Below are 17,119 nucleotides of genomic sequence, written 5' to 3'. Positions count from 1 at the left end.
GTCAATGCGCGGTCTTCAACACCTCGGCAAGCAACTGGAAGTCGCGTTCACGCGGTGATGCGCGTCGCCACACCAGCGCCAGCGTCCGCGCGGGGTGCTCGGCATCGAGTGGACGCGCCGATACCCGTGTGTGATCGAGGATGCCGGCGTCGAGCGCGATCTTGGGCAGCATGGTGACGCCCAGGCCGTTGTCGACCATCTGAACGACCGTGTGGAGCGAAGTGCCAAGCATCGTCGCCTCTGCGCGCAACTCAGGGCGGTTACAGGCGGCGAGCGCGTGATCCTTGAGGCAATGACCGTCCTCCAACAGCAGCAGGCGCGTTTCATCGATATCGGCCGGGCGGACCGCGGCTGCCGAGGCTGCGATCTCCCCATCGGGGAAAGCCAGGAACAATCGGTCGTCGAACAGCGGTGCGACCGAAACATCACCGCAGGCGTATGGCAGCGCCAGCAACACGCAGTCGGCGCGTCCGTTTGCCAGCGCCTCGCACGCCGGGCCGCTCGGTTCCTCACGCAGGAACAGCTTCAGCTCGGGATAATCCTCACGCAGCCGCGGCAGGATACGCGGCAGCATAAACGGCGCGATCGTCGGAATGACGCTTAACCTCATCTCGCCCGACAACGGCCGCCCCGCAGCACGCGCCATGTCGCCCAGCTCCTCCGCTTCGCGTAGCACGCGGCGAGCCTTGGCCGCGATCTGATCGCCGAGCGGCGTGAAGCGGACGACCCGGCGCGTCCGCTCAACCAGCGTGACACCGATCAGCGTCTCAAGCTCCCGCAGCCCGGCGGACAAGGTCGATTGAGTGACGAAGCATGCGTCGGCAGCGCGTCCGAAATGGCCGTGATCCTTGAGCGCGACCAGATATTGCAGTTGCTTGAGCGTCGGCAGGTAGGTGGCTGACATCATCGCTCCGCTCGATCGTAGCGCAAGCGATAAGCGTTTCACTCGATCAGGCAAGCGGAGATCGAAGCGGCCTAGAGCAAGACCGCGACGATGAAGCCGTAGGTGCTGGTGATCGTGAGGACAGCGCCGACCAGGATCAGTAGCGTCCGCGCCGGGATGCGCTTCGCCAGCACCGCGCCGAACGGCGCAGCCGCGACGCCGCCGATCAGCAGCCCGAGCGTCGCGGTCGCGAAATCCTTCAGCCCCAGGTGGTAGATGAACGCCGCGGAGACGGTCAGCGTCAGGAAGAACTCGACTGAATTCACTGTGCCCACGACGCGGCGTGGCTCGACGCCCTGCACCAGCAGGTTGGAGGTCACCATCGGTCCCCAGCCGCCACCGCCGATCGCGTCCAGAAAGCCGCCGACGAGCCCGATCGGGGCGACGATCCGTGCACGCCCACGCTGCGGCGTCGACATTAGCCCGCGCACCAGCAGATAGAGCCCCATCAACACCAGATAGCCGAGCACGAAGGGCTTCACGACCGCGCCATCGATGCTGGTCAACACATAGGCGCCGCCGACGCCGCCGATCAGCCCCGGCACGAGCAACCGAACGAACAGCTTGCGGTCGATGTTGCCGTGCAGCGCGTGACTGATCCCCGACACTGCGGTCGTGAATGTCTCCACGATGTGGACGTTGGCCGAGGCACGCGCCGGCGCGACGCCGACGACCGCGACCAGCAACACGTTACAGATCACGCCAAACGCCATGCCGAGCGCCCCATCGACCAGTTGCGCGGCAAAGCCGATCGCGATGAAGGGCAGAACGGCGGCGGGGTCGATCAAGCTGAAATCAGGCACCTTCCTGTTCTGATCGTGTTGCAGGCCGGTGTCGACGGTTAAATCCTACGTTGTTGCTAGGCTTTGTTGATGACGCGTTGGATGCTGGAAAAGGAACGGCGGTGCACCTAAGTGGATCGTTCACGCGTATAGGGGCGCGGTACCATGTCACTTCTTTCTTACCTCGACTCGATCCGCGCGCGCGATCCGGCTCCGCGCAGCCGAGCCGAAATCCTGACCTACCCAGGTGTCTGGGCGCTTGGTTGGCACAAGGTCGCTCACCGACTTTTTCGCGCCCGGCTATTCTTCCTCGCCCGCTGTGTGAACCACTTTTCACGCGCCACCACCGCGATCGACATCCATCCCGGCGCGACGATCGGGCGTAATTTCTTCATCGATCACGGCTTCGTCGTCATCGGCGAGACGGCGGTGATCGGTGACAACGTGACGATCTACCAGTGTGTCACGCTGGGCGGCACCAGCCCCGACAATGGTGTCGGCGGCAAGCGTCACCCGACGATCGCCGACGGCGCGATCATCGGCTCCGGCGCTCAGGTGCTGGGGCCGATTACGGTCGGCGAACGCTCCCGGGTCGGCGCCAACGCGGTCGTCACGCGCGATGTGCCCGCCGGCGCGGTGATGGTCGGCATCCCAGCGCGCCCGACGATGGTCGAGGGCGGGCAGGCGCCCGAGCGTCGCTTCGTGCCCTATGGGACGCCGTGTTCGGAGATGTTCGATCCTGCAACCCAGAAGCTCGAATTATTGCGGTGCGAGCTGGAGGCGATGCGCAAGCGGTTAGATGCCCTGCTGTCCGATCAAGCGGGAGAGCAGGATGAGGTTAAGCGTAACTGCGCCTGATGGGCACGATCACTCCATTTCCCAAGATAGCCGGCGCGCCGTCGCAGGTTGCGTTCGACCGGCAGGAGTTGACGCGCATTCTCGACCTCTACGGCCGGATGGTCGCGGCAGGGCACTGGCGCGATTACGCGATTGATCTGGGGCGGGAAGCTGCGACCTTCTCCGCCTTCCGGCGCGCGACCGAGCGGCCCGAGTTTCGGATCGAGAAACGACCGAGCCTCAGGCAGCGGCAGGGCATGTGGGCGCTGGTCGGCGAAGCGGGGCAGGTGGTGAAACGCGGCCACGAGCTTGGCCCCGTGCTGGCGCCGGTCGAGCGCCGCCTGCTCAAGCTGGTCGAGGAATAGGAGCGGAGGCGCCGGGGGATGCGCCTCCGCCACCGACGTTCAGCCTTCCTGCAGCTTCTTGCCGATCAACATGGCTTGCGCTGCACCTGAATCAGGGACGATTTCACCGCTGCGGTCGGTGATCTGCGCCCAATGCGCCGAAATACCCTCGGGCGAGAGATCGTCGCCCTTCAACGCGACGCCCTGGGTCAGCGTGACGTAGCTCGCCTGGAACACGCCGGCGCCTGCGCCAAGAATCTGGTTGGTCGGTGCATCCTCGCTGACGAGGAATAACGCGGCCGGTACGACCTTGTCGGGCGAGAAGGCGTTGAACAGCTCCTCGGGGAAGATGTCCTGCGTCATGCGCGTGCCCGCAACCGGGGCAAGGGTATTGACCTTGATGTTGTTCTTGGCTCCTTCAAGGTACAGCGTCTTCGTCAAGCCGGCGAGCCCAAGCTTGGCAGCTCCGTAATTTCCTTGTCCGAAGTTGCCGAACAGGCCGGTCGAGGACGCCGTCATCAGCACGCGACCATAATTCTGCTCGCGGAAGGTTTCCCAGCACGCCTTGGTCGCGTTGGCCGAGCCGATCAGGTGAACCTTGACCACGAAGTCGAAGTCGGCCGGCTCCATCTTCGCAAAGGTCTTGTCGCGTAGCACACCGGCGTTGTTGATCAGGACGTGGACGCTGCCCCATTTCTCCTTCGCCTGCGCGACCATCTCGACCATCTGATCGTATTCGGTGACGCTGGCGCCGTTCGCGATCGCCTGACCCCCCGCCGCCTCGATCTCGGCCACGACCTTTTGCGCGGCGTCGGACGCGCCGGTGCCGCTACGATCACCGCCGAGATCGTTGACGACGACCTTCGCCCCGCGACGTGCGAGTTCGAGTGCGTATTCACGCCCCAGACCGCCGCCGGCCCCGGTGACGATCGCGACCTTGTCATCGAAACGGATGGACATGGAAAAGGCGCTCCTGCGTATGAACTGGAGCGCCTTTCCATACTCATCATTCAAACGGGCGCAACCGCCCGCTTGATTGTCGTTTTAGCGACGGCGGCGGGGCGCCTTGCGCGAGCCGCGCGCGTCGCTCGCCTGCATGCAGCCGTCATACTGACCGGCCTTGCAGATCGGGTAGCTCGCCTTGGGCGCCGGCGGCGGATAAGCGGTGTTCGGATCCTGCGCCGCCTGATAACGCACGGTCGCGCCCGGTGCCATCTGGCCGCTCATTGCCGGCTGGCTCGGCTGGTAGCCGCCGGCAGGAGTGGCCATCGTGCCGTCGCCACCGGTGGTCGGGGCAGGCATCGACGAGGACTGGGTCGTCGGCATGCTCTGCGACGACATCGTCGGGTCAGCGGCCGAGGGCGGCGTCGACATAGCCGGGTCGCTTGCGGGTGCCGTGGTCGAGTCGGCGGGGGGCGCCGTCTGGTCCTGCGGCATGGTCGCGCCGCCGTCAGCCGGGGTCGTCGTGGTCTGCGCAATGGCCGGGGTCGCGATCAACGCCGCGGCTGCGAGAAGGATAGACTTCATCAGAACTCTCCTGATCGAAAATCATCGTGTGAAAGACACGCGGGCGGCCAACGTGCGATTGGCAGGAAGGGTCCATTGTTGCGGATGCGATCCGAGATTGAGCGCCGGAATGGGACAATCCAGCGCTAAATGCCCGGCCAGCGTTCAATGCCCGGCGTCGAGCGCGTAACCGGCCGAGCGGACGGTGCGGATGATGTCGGGGCGTCCGCCTTCGTTGATCGCCTTTCGCAGGCGACGGATATGCACGTCGACGGTGCGGCTCTCGATATCGCTGTCATGGCCCCACACGCTGTCGAGCAGCCGCTCGCGCGAGAAGACGTGGCCGGGGTGTTCGAGGAAATGCTTGAGCAGCCGGAATTCGGTCGGCCCCAGCGGGATCACCTCGCCGCTGCGCCGTACCTTGTGACCAACAGTGTCCATCTCGAGATCGGCGTAGCTCAACGCCTCGCCGGCGAGCGCCGGGCGCACGCGGCGCAGCACCGCGCCGACGCGCGCCACCAGTTCGCGGGGGCTGAACGGCTTGGTGACGTAGTCGTCGGCGCCGGTTTCCAGCCCGCGCACGCGGTCCTCCTCCTCGCCGCGCGCGGTTAGCATGATGATCGGCACGTTCTGCGTTTCCGCCGTTCGGCGCAGGCGGCGACAGACCTCGATCCCCGAAATTCCCTCGACCATCCAGTCGAGCAGCACGATGTCGGGCGGCGTCTCGCGCGCGAGCAGCAGCGCCTCCTCGCCGTCGATGGTGTGCTGGACGTCGAAATTCTCGCGTGAGAAATGCCAGACGAGCAACTCGGCGAGGCTAGCGTCATCCTCGACCAGCAACATGCGTGCGCGTGCCATCGGTTCAGCTCCTTGGCGTGGAAAATGGTGGGTCGGACCGGTCACGGTCGGCGATCGGCGTGCCGTGCGCGGCGAAATGGATCATCTCGGCGACGTTGGTCGCGTGATCGCCGATCCGCTCCAAGTGCTTGGCGACGAACAGCAGGTGCGCGCACTGGCTGATCGTTTTCGGGTTCTCGACCATGTAGGTGACGAGCGTGCGGAAGATGCTGTCGTAGAAATCATCGAGCGCATCGTCGCGCTCGCTGATCGCGACTGCCGCGTCGGGATCGCGCGCGGCAAAGGCATCGAGCACGTCGCGCACCATGTCGGACGCCATCCGCGCCATCGCGGGCAGCGTCGAGATGGGGTCGATCCGGTGTTCGCTGTCGATCTGCGGTACGCGTTTCGCGATATTCTTGGCGTAATCGCCGATGCGCTCGACCACCGTCGCGATCTTCAGCGCGGCGACGACCTCGCGCAGGTCGTTCGCCATCGGAGCGCGCAGCGCGATGATGCGGACCACGGCGCGTTCGACTTCGTGCTGGATCGCGTCGATCTTCTTGTCGTCGGCGCGCACCTGCGCCGCGAGTTCATGGTCGCCGCGTTGCAGCGCCAGCATGGCGTTGCCGATCGCTGCCTCCGCCAGCCCGCCCATCTGCGAGATCAGCCCGCGAAGCTGTCCGATGTCCTGGTCGAACGCCTTGACCGTATGTTCCTGGCTGCTTGCCATGTTCGTGTCCCTCAGCCGTACCGGCCGGTGATGTAATCCTTGGTCCGTTCCTGCCGAGGATTGGTGAAGATGTCGGAGGTGTCGCCGTATTCGATCAGCTCACCCAGATGAAAAAAGGCGGTCCGCTGGCTGACGCGCGCGGCCTGCTGCATGTTGTGCGTGACGATGACGATCGCGTAGCGCCCGCGCAGGTCGTGGATCAGTTCCTCGATCCGCGCCGTGGCGACGGGATCGAGCGCCGAGCACGGTTCGTCCATCAGGATCACTTCCGGGTCGACCGCGATCGCGCGCGCGATGCACAGCCGCTGTTGCTGGCCGCCCGACAGCGCGGTGCCGGAGTCGGACAGGCGATCCTTCACCTCGTTCCACAAGCCCGCGCGCGTCAACGAGCGTTCGACGATGCGGTCGAGCTCGGCCTTCGACTGCGCCAGCCCGTGTATCTTGGGCCCGTAGGCGACATTCTCGTAGATCGACTTCGGGAACGGGTTGGGTTTCTGGAACACCATGCCGACCCGCGCGCGCAACTGTACCACGTCCATTTCGCGGGCGTAGATGTCTTCGCCGTCGAGCCTGATGTCACCCGACACGCGTGCGGTCGGGATCGTGTCGTTCATACGGTTCAGGCTGCGCAGGAAGGTCGATTTGCCGCAGCCAGACGGACCGATGAAGGCGGTGACGTCCTCCTGGTACACGTCGATCGACACGTCGCGGATCGCGTGGTTGCCGCCATAGGATACGTCGACGTGGCTGGCGGTCATCTTGGGCGGGTTGTTGCTCATCACCAGCGCGTCTCGAAACGGTTGCGTAAGTAGATCGCGACGCCGTTCATCGCGAGGAGGAAGACGAGCAGCACCAGGATCGCCGCCGAGGTCTTCTCGACAAAGCCGCGGCTCACCTGATCGGACCAAAGGAAGATCTGTACCGGCAACGCCGTCGCCGGATCGGTCAACCGGTCGGGCGGCGCCGCAATGAACGCGCGCATCCCGATCATCAGCAGCGGAGCGGTCTCGCCGAGCGCGCGCGCCATGCCGATGATCGTGCCGGTCAGGATGCCGGGCAAGGCAAGCGGCAGGACATGGTGCGACACCACCTGGATCGGCGATGCTCCGACCGCCAGCGCCGCATCGCGGATCGAGGGGGGCACCGCGCGGATCGCGCTCCTCGACGCGATCACGATCACCGGCATGGTCATCAACGCCAGCGTCAAGCCGCCGACGATCGGTGCCGATCGCGGCAGGTTCAGCGTCGCGAGAAAGACCGCCAGCCCGAGCAGCCCGAACACGATCGACGGCACCGCCGCCAAATTGTTGATCGATACCTCCAGCAGGTCGGTCGCACGGTTTCTGGGCGCGTATTCCTCCAGATAGATCGCCGACAGCACCCCGACGGGCAATGCGAGCACGAGCGTGACCAGCATGGTCATGAGCGAGCCCTTGAGCGCCCCCCAGATGCCGGCACGCGTGGCATCGGTCGAATCGGCGCCGGTGAAGAACTCCCACGCAATCCCGTGTGACAGCTTAGCGCCCAAAGCAGAGACGGAGCGTTCAGCGGCGACGGTGCCGTCACCCTTTGCGGCGACGTCGATCGCGCTCGATGCGGGCAGATCGAGCGTGAACGCGTGCGCCAGCAGCCGTGGGTCGCGCTTGATCGCGTCGCGCACGCGCAGCCACGCGCCGTCGGACAGCAGCGCCGCACCACCTTGCGCCGGATAGGCGTGGTCGGCGGCCGCGTCGACCACCCGCTCCAGCCCGGCGCCGGCGAGCGCCAGATCGGCTGCCGGTCCCCGCAGGCGCTCCGGCGACAGTCCTAGCCGCGCCTCGTGCAGGTCGAGCGGCAGCGCAATGCGTGTCTCGAAGAAGCCTTGATAACCCTGTGCGATCATGACGATCAGCAGGAAGGCGAGGAACCCGGCCGACACGACCACTGCGCAGAGCCCGAGCAGGCGAAAGCGCCGCTCGGCCGCGTAGCGGCGACGGATGCGACGCTCCATCGTGCCGCTGCGCCAGTCGGTCGGCCGATGCGCCGCGATCTCAGCCGGGCTGACGGGCACCTGGGGGACGAGCGTCTCAGTCATACGCTTCGCGGTATCGGCGCACGACCATCAACGCGACGATGTTGAGCAACAAGGTGACAGCGAACAGCGTCAGGCCGAGTGCAAAGGCGGCAAGCGTCTTGGCCGATGCGAACTCGGCCTCGCCGGTTAGCAGGTCGACGATCTGCTTGGTGACGGTGGTGGTGCTCGCAAATGGGTTGAGCGTCAGGGTCGCGATGCCGGACGAGGCCATGACGACGATCATCGTCTCACCGACCGCGCGGCTGATCGCGAGCAGCACGCCGCCGACCACGCCGGGCAGCGCGGCGGGCACCAGCACGCGCTTGATCGTCTCCGCACTGGTCGCGCCCATCGCCAAACTGCCGTCGCGCATCGCGGACGGAACGGCGGCAAGCGAGTCGTCCGCCATGGACGATACGAACGGGATGATCATGATGCCCATGACAAGCCCTGCGGCCAGCGCGCTTTCCGAGGAGGCGGAGACTATGCCCAGGCCGCTGCCGAGCTGGCGAACGGCGGGTGCAACGGTCAGCGCGGCGAAATAGCCGTAGACGACGGTCGGTACGCCTGCGAGCACCTCCAGCAGCGGCTTCATCCAGCGACGCGCGCCAGGACGCGCATATTGCGTCAAATAGATCGCGCTCAGCAGTCCGAGCGGCACCGCCACCGCCATCGCGATCACCGCGCCGATGAAGAACGTACCCCAGAACAGCGGCACTGCGCCGAGCGTCGCGCCGGGATCGCGCGGGTCGATCACGCTCGGGCTCCACCGCGTGCCGAACAGGAAATCGCCGATCGGCACGATGCGGAAGAACCGCACGCTCTCGACCACGAGGCTCAGCACGATCCCGGCCGTCGTCGCGATCGCGACCAGCGACGCGGCGAGCAGCAGCCACATCACCAGCCGCTCGTTGCGGGTGCGTGCGGAGAAGCCCGGTCGCACCCGCAGGAACGACCATGTGCCGCCCGCGAACGCCAGCAGCAGCGCGATCGTCGTCGCGATCGTATCGAACCGGGCCTGCGCGGCGGCGTAGGCGGGAGCAAGCGCCTCGCCGAGCGGGGTGAAGGCGCCGAACGCGCGGCCCGCGGCGATCTCGCGCGCTTCCGAGAGGATCGCGGCGCGATCGAAGCCCGGCGGCGGCAGCGCTGTCGTGTGCGGGCTCGCCAACACCGCGTCCGTCACCAGCGCAGGTGACACGAACAACCATAACAGCAGAAACGCCAGCGCGGGCACCGTTGTGCACAGGGCGACATACCAGCCGTGATGCTGCGGCAACGAACTGAATCGCTGCCGCACGCCGCGTCGGAAACGCCGCGCCCGCGTTCGCGCGACCACCCAGGCAACCAGCCCAAGCGCGGCGATCAGGAACAAGAGCGTGAGCGATGACATCAGCCGGTCACGCGCGGTTCGGACGACACGGGATCAAGCGCGCTCGGATCGAGCGCGCGATCATGCGCGATCGTGTCGGCTGCCCGCACCCGCACGTCCGCAGGGCTTGGAATCAGGCCACGGCGCGACAGCGCGCCACCCGGCGACCAATTGGCCGCGTAGAGCGCGAGGAAACGACGCAGCCCCGGCACGGCGCGCAGGTGCGATCGCTTGACGTAGACGTAGAGCGGACGCGCGCTGGGATAACGGCCATCCGCGATCGCGCGATAGCTTGGCTCCACTCCGCTAATCACGACGCCGCGGATCGCGTCGCTGTTTTCCTCGAGATAGCTGTAGCCGAAGATGCCGAGCGCATCGGGGTTGGCGCCGAGTTTCTGGACGATGAGATTATCGTTCTCGCCCGCGTCGATATACGGCCCGTCATCGCGCACGCGCAGGCAACGCGCATCGAACGCGGGGCGATCATGCTCGCGCAGGGTCGCCAGTTCGGGCTGAAGCGTTTCGCACCCGCGTGCCAGGATCAACTCGGCGAAGGCGTCACGCGTGCCGCTGGTCGCGGGCGGACCGTAGACCCGGATCGGCGTAGCAGGCAGCGCGGGGTCGAGATCGCGCCACGTTCGGCTCCGGTTCGGCTGGCCGCCCGGTGCAGCGGCGAGCGCGCGGAACAGCAGTAACGGCGACAGGCGCATCGCCGGGCCGCGGCGCGACTGCGCCAGCGCGATGCCATCGAGGCCGATCTGTACCTCCATCAGGTCGCCCGCTCCATGCCGCGCGCAGTCGGCGTATTCGGCGGGCTTGATGCGACGCGACGCATCGACCAGGTCGGGATAGGAAGCGCCGACGCCGGCGCAGAACAGACGAATGCCGGCGCCCGTGCCGGTTGACTCGATTACTGGCGGCCGCGCGTTCGGGTCGGCGGCAAGATACTGTTCCGCTACCAGCGTCGTGAAGGGATAGACCGTGGAGGAGCCGACCACGCGGATCTGGTCGCGCGCGCCCGCGCCGCCGCCCGCCGCCTGATCCACGCAGGCGCCGAGCGCGACCGGCACCATCGCCGCGAGCGCCAGGACGAGACGACGCATCGATTCCCCGAAAAGACAGTCGCACCCCCGCGGTGCCGACCCGCGAGCGTCCAGTGTGACACTCGCGTTACCGCTTGATGACAGCGGCTGCGCCATGGCGGGATCAGTGCTCGGCCGCTCGGAGCGCGATCGTCACGCGCGTTCCCTTGCCCACGGAGCTGGCGATATCGAGCCGGCCGCGGTGCCGCTCGACGATGTGCTTGACGATCGCGAGGCCAAGGCCCGTGCCGCCGAGCGAGCGACTGCGCCCGGCGTCGACGCGGTAGAACCGTTCGGTCAGGCGCGGAATATGCTCGGGTGCGATGCCGTCTCCCTCGTCCTCGATCCGCACCAGAACCGCGTCGCGCGGTCCCGGGGTCAGCGTTACCGTCACCGGCGTGCCGGCGCGGCCATATTTCATCGCGTTGCCGATCAGATTGTGGAGCAGCTGCGACAATTGTACGCGGTCGCCTGCAACAGCGGGTGCGGCGGGGTCGAGATGGAGAACGACGTCCTCTCCGCGTGCGCCGCGACTGTGCCGCAGCGCCTCGTGCACCTCGACCGCGAGCACGCCCAGATCGACGGTTGCCGAGGGGAGCCGGAACTTTTCCGCCTCGATCCGCGACAGGCTCATCAGATCCTCGACCAGCCGTTCCATTCGCGTGGCCTCGTCGAAGACGATGCGTAGAAAACGACTGCGGATCGCGGCGTCCTCGCCAGCCTCGTCGCTTAATGTTTCGACGTAGCCGAGGATCGATGACAGCGGCGTGCGCAGTTCGTGGCTGGCGTTGGCGACAAAGTCGACGCGCATCCGCTCGGCAGCATATTGCTCGGTCTGGTCGAGGAGGTGGACGATCTGGGTTTCCGGGGCAGTCTCGGTCGCGCGCATCTGCCAGCGGCGTTCCTGCGCTCCTAGTCCCACGAGCTCGATCGGCGTGCTACCGCGATCGGCCGGTGACGTCGTTAAATAATCGCTCGCCGCCGGATGCCGGATCGCGGTGCGTACGTCCTCGCCGAGGATGTGTTGACCCAGCAGCGCACGAGCAGGGGCGTTGGCGGCGATGACACGCCCGCTGCGCACCATCACCACCGGGTCAAGGATCGCTTCCAGCACCGGCGCGAGTTCAAGCGGCGACTCGCCCTCTATGGCGGTATCCACTTCCGCCAGGTCGTTGTCGCCGATGCTGCGCGCGATCACGGTCGCGGTCGCGCCGCCGACCAGCGCGATGAGCGCAAGTTGCACGTCGCCGGAATAAGCATAGACGATCGCGGCTGTTACCACCGCGATCGTTCCGGCAAGCCAGGTGCGGAGCGCGAAGCCTTCGATCACGCCGTGCTGACTAGCCGCTTCACGCGGCTCGGCAAGGCCCGGCGTTGTTTCGGCAGATCTGAACGTGCAGTGTGTTCGCTGGTAAACGTACCCGAATGGCACGGCCACTCCGCCGGACCTCGTGGACCCGCTTGCCGCGGCATTAGTAATGTGGAAGGGCGGCGCGGCGTAGAAGAGGCCGATGGACGACGACGCTATCCCCGATACCGACGATCAGTCAGGTCGTACGACGCGACGGCGTGCGCTGATGCTTGGCGCAGTCGGCGCGGCATCGGTGGTGTCGATCCGCCCGGCTCTGGCGCAGGCTGCAGGGTCGGTGCTGATGTGCGACATCCCGGTGCCTGACGCGGGCCGTGCGGGCGGCTATATCAACAAGGACGGCGAGGTCGTCGCGGCCGGCACGGCGGGTGCCTTTGCGCCGCCGGGGCGGCCGTTGAAGGGCGAGGACGTGCGCCGCGCGATGGGCAGCGGATCGAACCTGCCGGGTTATGACTACGATCGCAGCCGTGCTTATCTGAAATACGTGCAGCGGTTGCAGCGGGGTACGGCGGGGTTCACCTGCTTCGCCTCGGTTCAGATGCTGCGGAAGTAGCCGCTTGACCGCGACGCGCTACCGCGCGCCGCCTGCTGATGCGTTGTTGATCCGCGAGCTGGACGGGCTGGTCGCGCTCTATCATCGTGCGTCGGGCATGACCCATCTGCTCGCATCGCCCGCGCCCGAGTTAATCGAGATACTCGGCGAAGGTGCGCTGACGCGGGTAGAATTGCTCGACGCCTTGACCGACCGGTTCGACGTCGCGGATGCCGATAACGACCTGCTTCTCGCCCGCCTTGATGAGTTGATCGCGGTCGGGTTGGTACAAGTGACGTGAGGCACGTCACGTCGATCCGTGTCGGGCCGATCGGCTTTCGCATCGGCAGCGACTTTGCCGCGCCGATTGCGGCGCTGCGGACGCTCTACGCCGATTATCCGAAGCCTGAGATCGCGCATTTTACGGTATGCCTGCCTGCCGCTGCCCCGTGGCGTCGGCTGTTCCGCCGCTCGGTCGCGATCGAGGGCGATTATACGCTGCCGGATGCCGCGCCGCTGCCGCTAAGCCACGGTCTGCTCGCCGCCGAGATGGCGATGAACCTGCAGGTCGCGCTCGGCCATCGCCGCCACCTGCTGCTTCATGCCTCCTGTGTCGAGCGCGGTGGGCGTGCCTTGCTGATGACGGGCGAGTCGGGTTCGGGCAAATCGACGCTGGCGACGCTGCTCGGCGCGAACGGCTGGCGTTTCATGGGCGACGAGTTCGTGCTGATCGATCCCGAGCATGGCGATGCCCACGCATTTCCGCGCGCGATCAGCCTCAAGAATCAGGCGATCACGGCAGTCGAACGTGCCTGTCCGACGGCACGCTTCGGGCCGCGGCTGCTCGGCACGCCAAAGGGCGACATCCGCCACATGGTCCCACCCGCCGATGCGATTGCGCGCATGGATGAGCCGGCACGTCCGGCGATGCTGCTGTTTCCCACCTTCGGCGCTACATCCGATGTACGCGCGGTCGGTCAAGCGGAGGCGTTTGTGCGACTGACGCAGGCGTCGACCAACTACACCGCGCTCGGCGAGCGGGGCTTTCGCGCGTTGACGCATCTGGTTCAAACGATACCAGCGCGCGCGATCGACTATCCTGACGGCGACACCGCACTGCGCCTGATCGAAGATTTGAGGCGGAACTTGTGACGGCCCGTCTCCTTGCCCGCTTGCTCGCTGCACCAGCGCTGGCGGCCGATCTGAGAGCGGCGGAGTGGGATGCGATCATCAGCGCGGCTCGTGCCGAGCAGCTGACCGGCTCGCTCGCGCTGCGGATTGACCATGCGGCTGTGCCGTCCGTGATCGCCGACGTGTTGCGCGAGGCCAGTGACGTCGCAGTCGAGCAACGTCGCGCGGCCTTGTGGGAGGCCGAGATGATGCGCCGCGTGCTTGCGCCGCTCGGGGTGTCGGCCGTGCTGCTCAAAGGAACGGCCTACGTCGCGGGCGGATTGGCGGCGGGGCAGGGGCGGCACATCGGCGACCTCGACCTGCTCGTGCCCCGCGCCGACCTGGCGGTGGTCGAACAGGCGTTGCTCGACGCCGGATGGGACTGGGCCAAACCCGACGCCTATGACGACGATTATTACCGCCGTTGGATGCACGAGCTGCCGCCCATGCTCCACCGCGAGCGCGACCGGATGATCGACGTGCACCACACGATTCTGCCGCCGACGGCGCGCCCGACGCCTGATGCCGATGCGCTGATCGCGGGTGCAGTGCCGCTCGGCAACGGGCTAAGCATCCTGGCGCCCGCCGACATGGTGATCCATGCCGCGTTCCACCTGTTCGCCGATGGCGACCTTGCGGGTGGCCTGCGCAACCTGTGGGATATCGATCGGCTGCTGCGCGAATTTGCCGAAGACGACGCGGATTTCTGGCTCAAGCTTCATGCCCGCGCCGGCGAACATCAGGCTGCACCCTTCGTCGCGCGCGCCGCACGGCTGTCGGCGCGCCTGTTCGACACGCCGATCCCGTCCGCCAAGCGGCGACCTTACCCGAGCGATCGCCTATACCAGCGGCGGCTGCTCGCGCGCGATGGCTGGGGGCGGGAGAGACGCCCGGTCACACGCCTCGCCTTTTACATCCGCTCGCACTGGATCCGGATGCCGCCGCTGCTGCTCGCGCGACATCTGTTGGTCAAGGCGCGGCGGCGCGGCGCGCACGGCCGGCACGGATACTCAACAGCACCACCACGATGATGAACGTGTCGGCGATCCAGTCCATGACGTCGCAGTCGCGGTGCAGCGCCGGGATCGACTGGAACACCTCGATCAATGCGCCCATGAACGACAGTCGCTCGCCGATACGCAACAGCGGAGTCGCCGGGTAGGCCAGCGCGTAGAGGATCGTCAGCGTGCCGAACGCAGTCATGTGCTGGTATTTATCGTTAATGTCGCCGACGCTGGGCGGGTGGGGCAGCAGCGCCATCGTGACGGCGAACACCGCCGCCGCCGCGAGCAGGATGCGCCAGACAAGAGGCGCGCGCAGAAAGGTCATAGCTGCTCCAACATGGCGATCAGTTGGTCGTAATCGTCGATCACGCCGTCCGCGCCCAGCCGGTCGACGCCGTCGAGCGTGAACCCGCCACGATAGACCAGCGCCGGTATGCCCGCGGCGTGCGCGGCGGACACGTCATAGATCGAGTCGCCCACAAAGGCCGCGCGGCCGCCACCGCAACGTTCGATCATCGCGTGGATCGGCGCTGGCAATGGTTTGGTCATGCCGGCGCCCAGCGTGTCGCCGCTGATGATCGCAGCGAAGCGGTCCGCCAGGCGGAGTTGGTCGAGCAGCGGTCGCGTGAACCGCTCCAGCTTGTTGGTAACGATGCCGAGCGTGACGTTGCGCGCGCGAAGGCTGTCGAGCGCGTCGACGATGCCTGCATAGGGCACGGAGTCGACGCAGATGTGAGCGGCATAATGATCGAGCAGCACGTCGTGTAGCGCATCCAGCTCGCCCGCCTCATCACCACCCGTCGCATCGAGCGCCTGCGCCAGCATCTTGCGCGCGCCGCCGCCGACCATCGTGGTGATCCGCTCCACCGGCAATTGTGCCCGACCAGCTGCGGCAAGCGTGTGGTTGACCGAGGCGGCAAGGTCGCGCGAGGTGTCGACCAGCGTGCCGTCAAGGTCGAACCCGACGATGGCGAAGGGGAAGAAGGTCATCGCCGCGCCCGTGCCCGTGCCAGCCCGCCAAGGCAAGCACGCTTGTCGGCGGCGACTCTTACGATCGTCGCAGCACACGCTGGCAATCCTTTGCACACGGTGGCAGGGCGGGGGTCATGAGCCAGTCGCCTCTTGCCTCGAAGCCTCTCGCGGTCGTCATCCTTGCCGCGGGCAAGGGCACGCGCATGAAGTCCGACCTGCACAAGGTGCTTCATCCGCTCGCGGGCAAGCCGATGTTGTTGCACCTTATCGATACGGTCGCCGCACTCGCACCCGAACGGACCGTGGTGGTGGTCGGCGCCGGGCGCGAGCAGGTCGAGGCAGCGGTCGCCCCGCGCGGCGCGGCGATCGCGCATCAGATCGAGCAGCTCGGTACCGGGCATGCGGTCGCGCAGGCGGAGGTGGCGCTCGACGGGTTTGAGGGCGACGTGCTGATCCTCTACGGCGATGTGCCGCTGGTCGGGGCGGCGACGATGCAGCGGATGCTCGACAGGCTGCATGACGACGATGCGCCCGCCGCCGTGGTGCTCGGCTTCCGCCCCGCCGATGCTGCCGCCTACGGCCGCATCGTCACTGTAAACGCCAGCGATCACATCGCCAAGATGGTCGAGTTCAAGGATGCGAGCGCGGACGAGCGCGCCGAGACCTTGTGTAACTCGGGACTGATGGCGGTCGCCTCGCGTGACCTGTTCGCGCTGCTCGCACGCGTCGGCAACGACAATGCGGCGGGCGAATATTACCTGCCCGACATCGTCATGCTGGCGCGCGACGACGGCCGGGTCACCGCCGTGATCGAGACCGGCGAGGGAGAGGTCGCAGGCGTCAACAGTCGCGCCGAGCTCGCGGCGGTGGAGGCGGCATGGCAGGTCGAACGCCGCGCCCGCGCGATGGCCGACGGCGCGACGCTGATTGCGCCCGAGACGGTGTGGTTCGCGCACGACACGCAACTCGGCCGCGATGTTGTGGTCGAGCCGAACGTCTTCTTCGGACCCGGCGTGACGGTCGCCGACGGCGCGACCATCCGGGCATTCTGCCACCTGGAGGGCACGCAGATCGGTTCGGGCGTCGAGGTCGGTCCCTATGCGCGGCTTCGCCCCGGCGCGGTGCTGGAGGACGGAGCAAAGGTCGGCAACTTTGTCGAGGTCAAGAAGACGCGGTTGGGAAGGGGAGCCAAGGCCAACCACCTGACCTATCTCGGCGATGCTGAGGTCGGCGCGGGCGCCAATGTCGGCGCGGGCACGATCACGTGCAATTACGACGGCTTCTTCAAATACAAGACGGTGGTCGGTGAGGGCGCGTTCATCGGCTCGAACTCGGCGCTGGTCGCACCCGTGACGGTCGGCGATGGCGCGATCGTCGCGGCCGGGTCGGTGCTGACGCGCGACGTCGAGGCGGGTGCGCTGGCGCTGGTTCGCCCGGAGCAGGTGAGCAAGCCCGGCTGGGCGACGCGGTTCCGCGACAAGATGCGTGCACGCAAGGCGGCGCAGCAGGCGACGTGACGGCATGTTCACGCGGCCGCAAGCGCTTGGGTTGCGTGAACGCGTTATTGGCGACTAGGCCGTAAGGAA

General features: G+C 66.8%; 20 protein-coding genes. 7 read left to right on the top strand and 13 right to left on the bottom strand.

The features are described from left to right. Window position 1: 1 nt before the first annotated feature. Both SMN802W_RS0101400 and SMN802W_RS0101395 read right to left on the bottom strand, forming a co-directional pair. The gene (locus tag SMN802W_RS0101400; protein WP_026325624.1) at window positions 2-904 is read right to left on the bottom strand and encodes a hydrogen peroxide-inducible genes activator; all 903 of its coding nucleotides are present in this window, start codon (window positions 902-904) and stop codon (window positions 2-4) included. Between the two features lie 71 nt (window positions 905-975). Beyond that, window positions 976-1,746 (bottom strand): sulfite exporter TauE/SafE family protein, encoded by a 771-nt coding sequence (locus SMN802W_RS0101395; protein WP_019515092.1) that lies wholly within the window; start codon window positions 1,744-1,746, stop codon window positions 976-978. A gap of 144 nt (window positions 1,747-1,890) precedes the next feature. Between SMN802W_RS0101395 and epsC the strand changes: the two genes are divergently transcribed. Then, window positions 1,891-2,583: a serine O-acetyltransferase EpsC gene (gene epsC / locus SMN802W_RS0101390; protein WP_026325623.1), complete on the top strand. Its 693-nt coding sequence runs from the start codon at window positions 1,891-1,893 to the stop codon at window positions 2,581-2,583. Next, window positions 2,583-2,927, top strand: coding sequence for a DUF2794 domain-containing protein (locus SMN802W_RS0101385; RefSeq protein ID WP_019515090.1), 345 nt, complete (start codon window positions 2,583-2,585; stop codon window positions 2,925-2,927). Before epsC ends, SMN802W_RS0101385 begins: the two co-directional genes overlap by 1 nt. Window positions 2,928-2,966: 39 nt before the next feature. Here the strand turns inward: SMN802W_RS0101385 and SMN802W_RS0101380 are convergent, their stop codons facing one another. From SMN802W_RS0101380 to SMN802W_RS0101340, 9 genes are all read right to left on the bottom strand, one after another. Next, window positions 2,967-3,866, bottom strand: a complete 900-nt coding sequence (locus tag SMN802W_RS0101380) for an SDR family NAD(P)-dependent oxidoreductase (protein ID WP_019515089.1) — start codon at window positions 3,864-3,866, stop codon at window positions 2,967-2,969. Between the two features lie 84 nt (window positions 3,867-3,950). After that, window positions 3,951-4,433, bottom strand: coding sequence for a hypothetical protein (locus SMN802W_RS16150; protein ID WP_019515088.1), 483 nt, complete (start codon window positions 4,431-4,433; stop codon window positions 3,951-3,953). Between the two features lie 144 nt (window positions 4,434-4,577). Beyond that, complete coding sequence (phoB, locus tag SMN802W_RS0101370; protein WP_019515087.1) at window positions 4,578-5,270, bottom strand: phosphate regulon transcriptional regulator PhoB; 693 nt, start codon at window positions 5,268-5,270, stop codon at window positions 4,578-4,580. A 4-nt stretch (window positions 5,271-5,274) separates the two neighbouring features. Then, complete coding sequence (gene phoU / locus SMN802W_RS0101365; protein WP_019515086.1) at window positions 5,275-5,982, bottom strand: phosphate signaling complex protein PhoU; 708 nt, start codon at window positions 5,980-5,982, stop codon at window positions 5,275-5,277. An 11-nt stretch (window positions 5,983-5,993) separates the two neighbouring features. Further along, window positions 5,994-6,761, bottom strand: coding sequence for a phosphate ABC transporter ATP-binding protein PstB (pstB, locus tag SMN802W_RS0101360; RefSeq protein WP_019515085.1), 768 nt, complete (start codon window positions 6,759-6,761; stop codon window positions 5,994-5,996). Beyond that, window positions 6,761-8,056, bottom strand: coding sequence for a phosphate ABC transporter permease PstA (gene pstA / locus SMN802W_RS0101355; protein ID WP_019515084.1), 1,296 nt, complete (start codon window positions 8,054-8,056; stop codon window positions 6,761-6,763). Before pstA ends, pstB begins: the two co-directional genes overlap by 1 nt. Beyond that, window positions 8,049-9,425 carry a phosphate ABC transporter permease subunit PstC gene (gene pstC / locus SMN802W_RS0101350; protein WP_019515083.1) on the bottom strand — a complete coding sequence of 459 codons (1,377 nt, stop codon included), beginning with the start codon at window positions 9,423-9,425 and terminating at the stop codon, window positions 8,049-8,051. Before pstC ends, pstA begins: the two co-directional genes overlap by 8 nt. Beyond that, complete coding sequence (locus tag SMN802W_RS16145; RefSeq protein WP_019515082.1) at window positions 9,425-10,507, bottom strand: substrate-binding domain-containing protein; 1,083 nt, start codon at window positions 10,505-10,507, stop codon at window positions 9,425-9,427. The genes pstC and SMN802W_RS16145 overlap by 1 nt, the downstream gene beginning before the upstream one ends. A 103-nt stretch (window positions 10,508-10,610) precedes the next feature. Then, window positions 10,611-11,816 (bottom strand): sensor histidine kinase, encoded by a 1,206-nt coding sequence (locus SMN802W_RS0101340; RefSeq protein WP_019515081.1) that lies wholly within the window; start codon window positions 11,814-11,816, stop codon window positions 10,611-10,613. Window positions 11,817-11,997: 181 nt separating this feature from the next. Here SMN802W_RS0101340 and SMN802W_RS0101335 point away from each other — a divergent pair, with 181 nt between their 5' ends. From SMN802W_RS0101335 to SMN802W_RS0101320, 4 genes are read left to right on the top strand one after another with little or no spacing between them, the layout of a single operon-like run. Next, window positions 11,998-12,408 (top strand): hypothetical protein, encoded by a 411-nt coding sequence (locus SMN802W_RS0101335; protein WP_019515080.1) that lies wholly within the window; start codon window positions 11,998-12,000, stop codon window positions 12,406-12,408. A 4-nt stretch (window positions 12,409-12,412) separates the two neighbouring features. After that, window positions 12,413-12,688, top strand: a complete 276-nt coding sequence (locus SMN802W_RS0101330) for an HPr-rel-A system PqqD family peptide chaperone (RefSeq protein WP_019515079.1) — start codon at window positions 12,413-12,415, stop codon at window positions 12,686-12,688. Further along, window positions 12,685-13,539 (top strand): HprK-related kinase A, encoded by an 855-nt coding sequence (locus tag SMN802W_RS0101325; protein ID WP_019515078.1) that lies wholly within the window; start codon window positions 12,685-12,687, stop codon window positions 13,537-13,539. Before SMN802W_RS0101330 ends, SMN802W_RS0101325 begins: the two co-directional genes overlap by 4 nt. Then, window positions 13,536-14,588: a nucleotidyltransferase domain-containing protein gene (locus SMN802W_RS0101320; RefSeq protein WP_019515077.1), complete on the top strand. Its 1,053-nt coding sequence runs from the start codon at window positions 13,536-13,538 to the stop codon at window positions 14,586-14,588. The genes SMN802W_RS0101325 and SMN802W_RS0101320 overlap by 4 nt, the downstream gene beginning before the upstream one ends. On the opposite strand, the gene SMN802W_RS0101315 is transcribed toward SMN802W_RS0101320, so the two are convergent. Further along, window positions 14,527-14,886 carry a hypothetical protein gene (locus SMN802W_RS0101315; protein ID WP_019515076.1) on the bottom strand — a complete coding sequence of 120 codons (360 nt, stop codon included), beginning with the start codon at window positions 14,884-14,886 and terminating at the stop codon, window positions 14,527-14,529. The two genes, SMN802W_RS0101320 and SMN802W_RS0101315, sit on opposite strands and share 62 nt — an antisense overlap. Then, window positions 14,883-15,551 carry an HAD-IA family hydrolase gene (locus SMN802W_RS0101310; protein ID WP_019515075.1) on the bottom strand — a complete coding sequence of 223 codons (669 nt, stop codon included), beginning with the start codon at window positions 15,549-15,551 and terminating at the stop codon, window positions 14,883-14,885. The genes SMN802W_RS0101315 and SMN802W_RS0101310 overlap by 4 nt, the downstream gene beginning before the upstream one ends. A 116-nt stretch (window positions 15,552-15,667) precedes the next feature. On the opposite strand from SMN802W_RS0101310, the gene glmU reads away from it, so the two are divergent. Then, complete coding sequence (gene glmU, locus SMN802W_RS0101305; RefSeq protein ID WP_019515074.1) at window positions 15,668-17,050, top strand: bifunctional UDP-N-acetylglucosamine diphosphorylase/glucosamine-1-phosphate N-acetyltransferase GlmU; 1,383 nt, start codon at window positions 15,668-15,670, stop codon at window positions 17,048-17,050. The last annotated feature ends 69 nt before the right edge of the window (window positions 17,051-17,119 follow it).

Source organism: Sphingomonas sp. Mn802worker (genome assembly GCF_000382485.1).
Classification (GTDB): Bacteria; Pseudomonadota; Alphaproteobacteria; order Sphingomonadales; family Sphingomonadaceae; genus Sphingomonas.
Note: the sequence above shows the minus strand (reverse complement) of the source record. Positions and strands in the feature narration are given on the sequence as shown.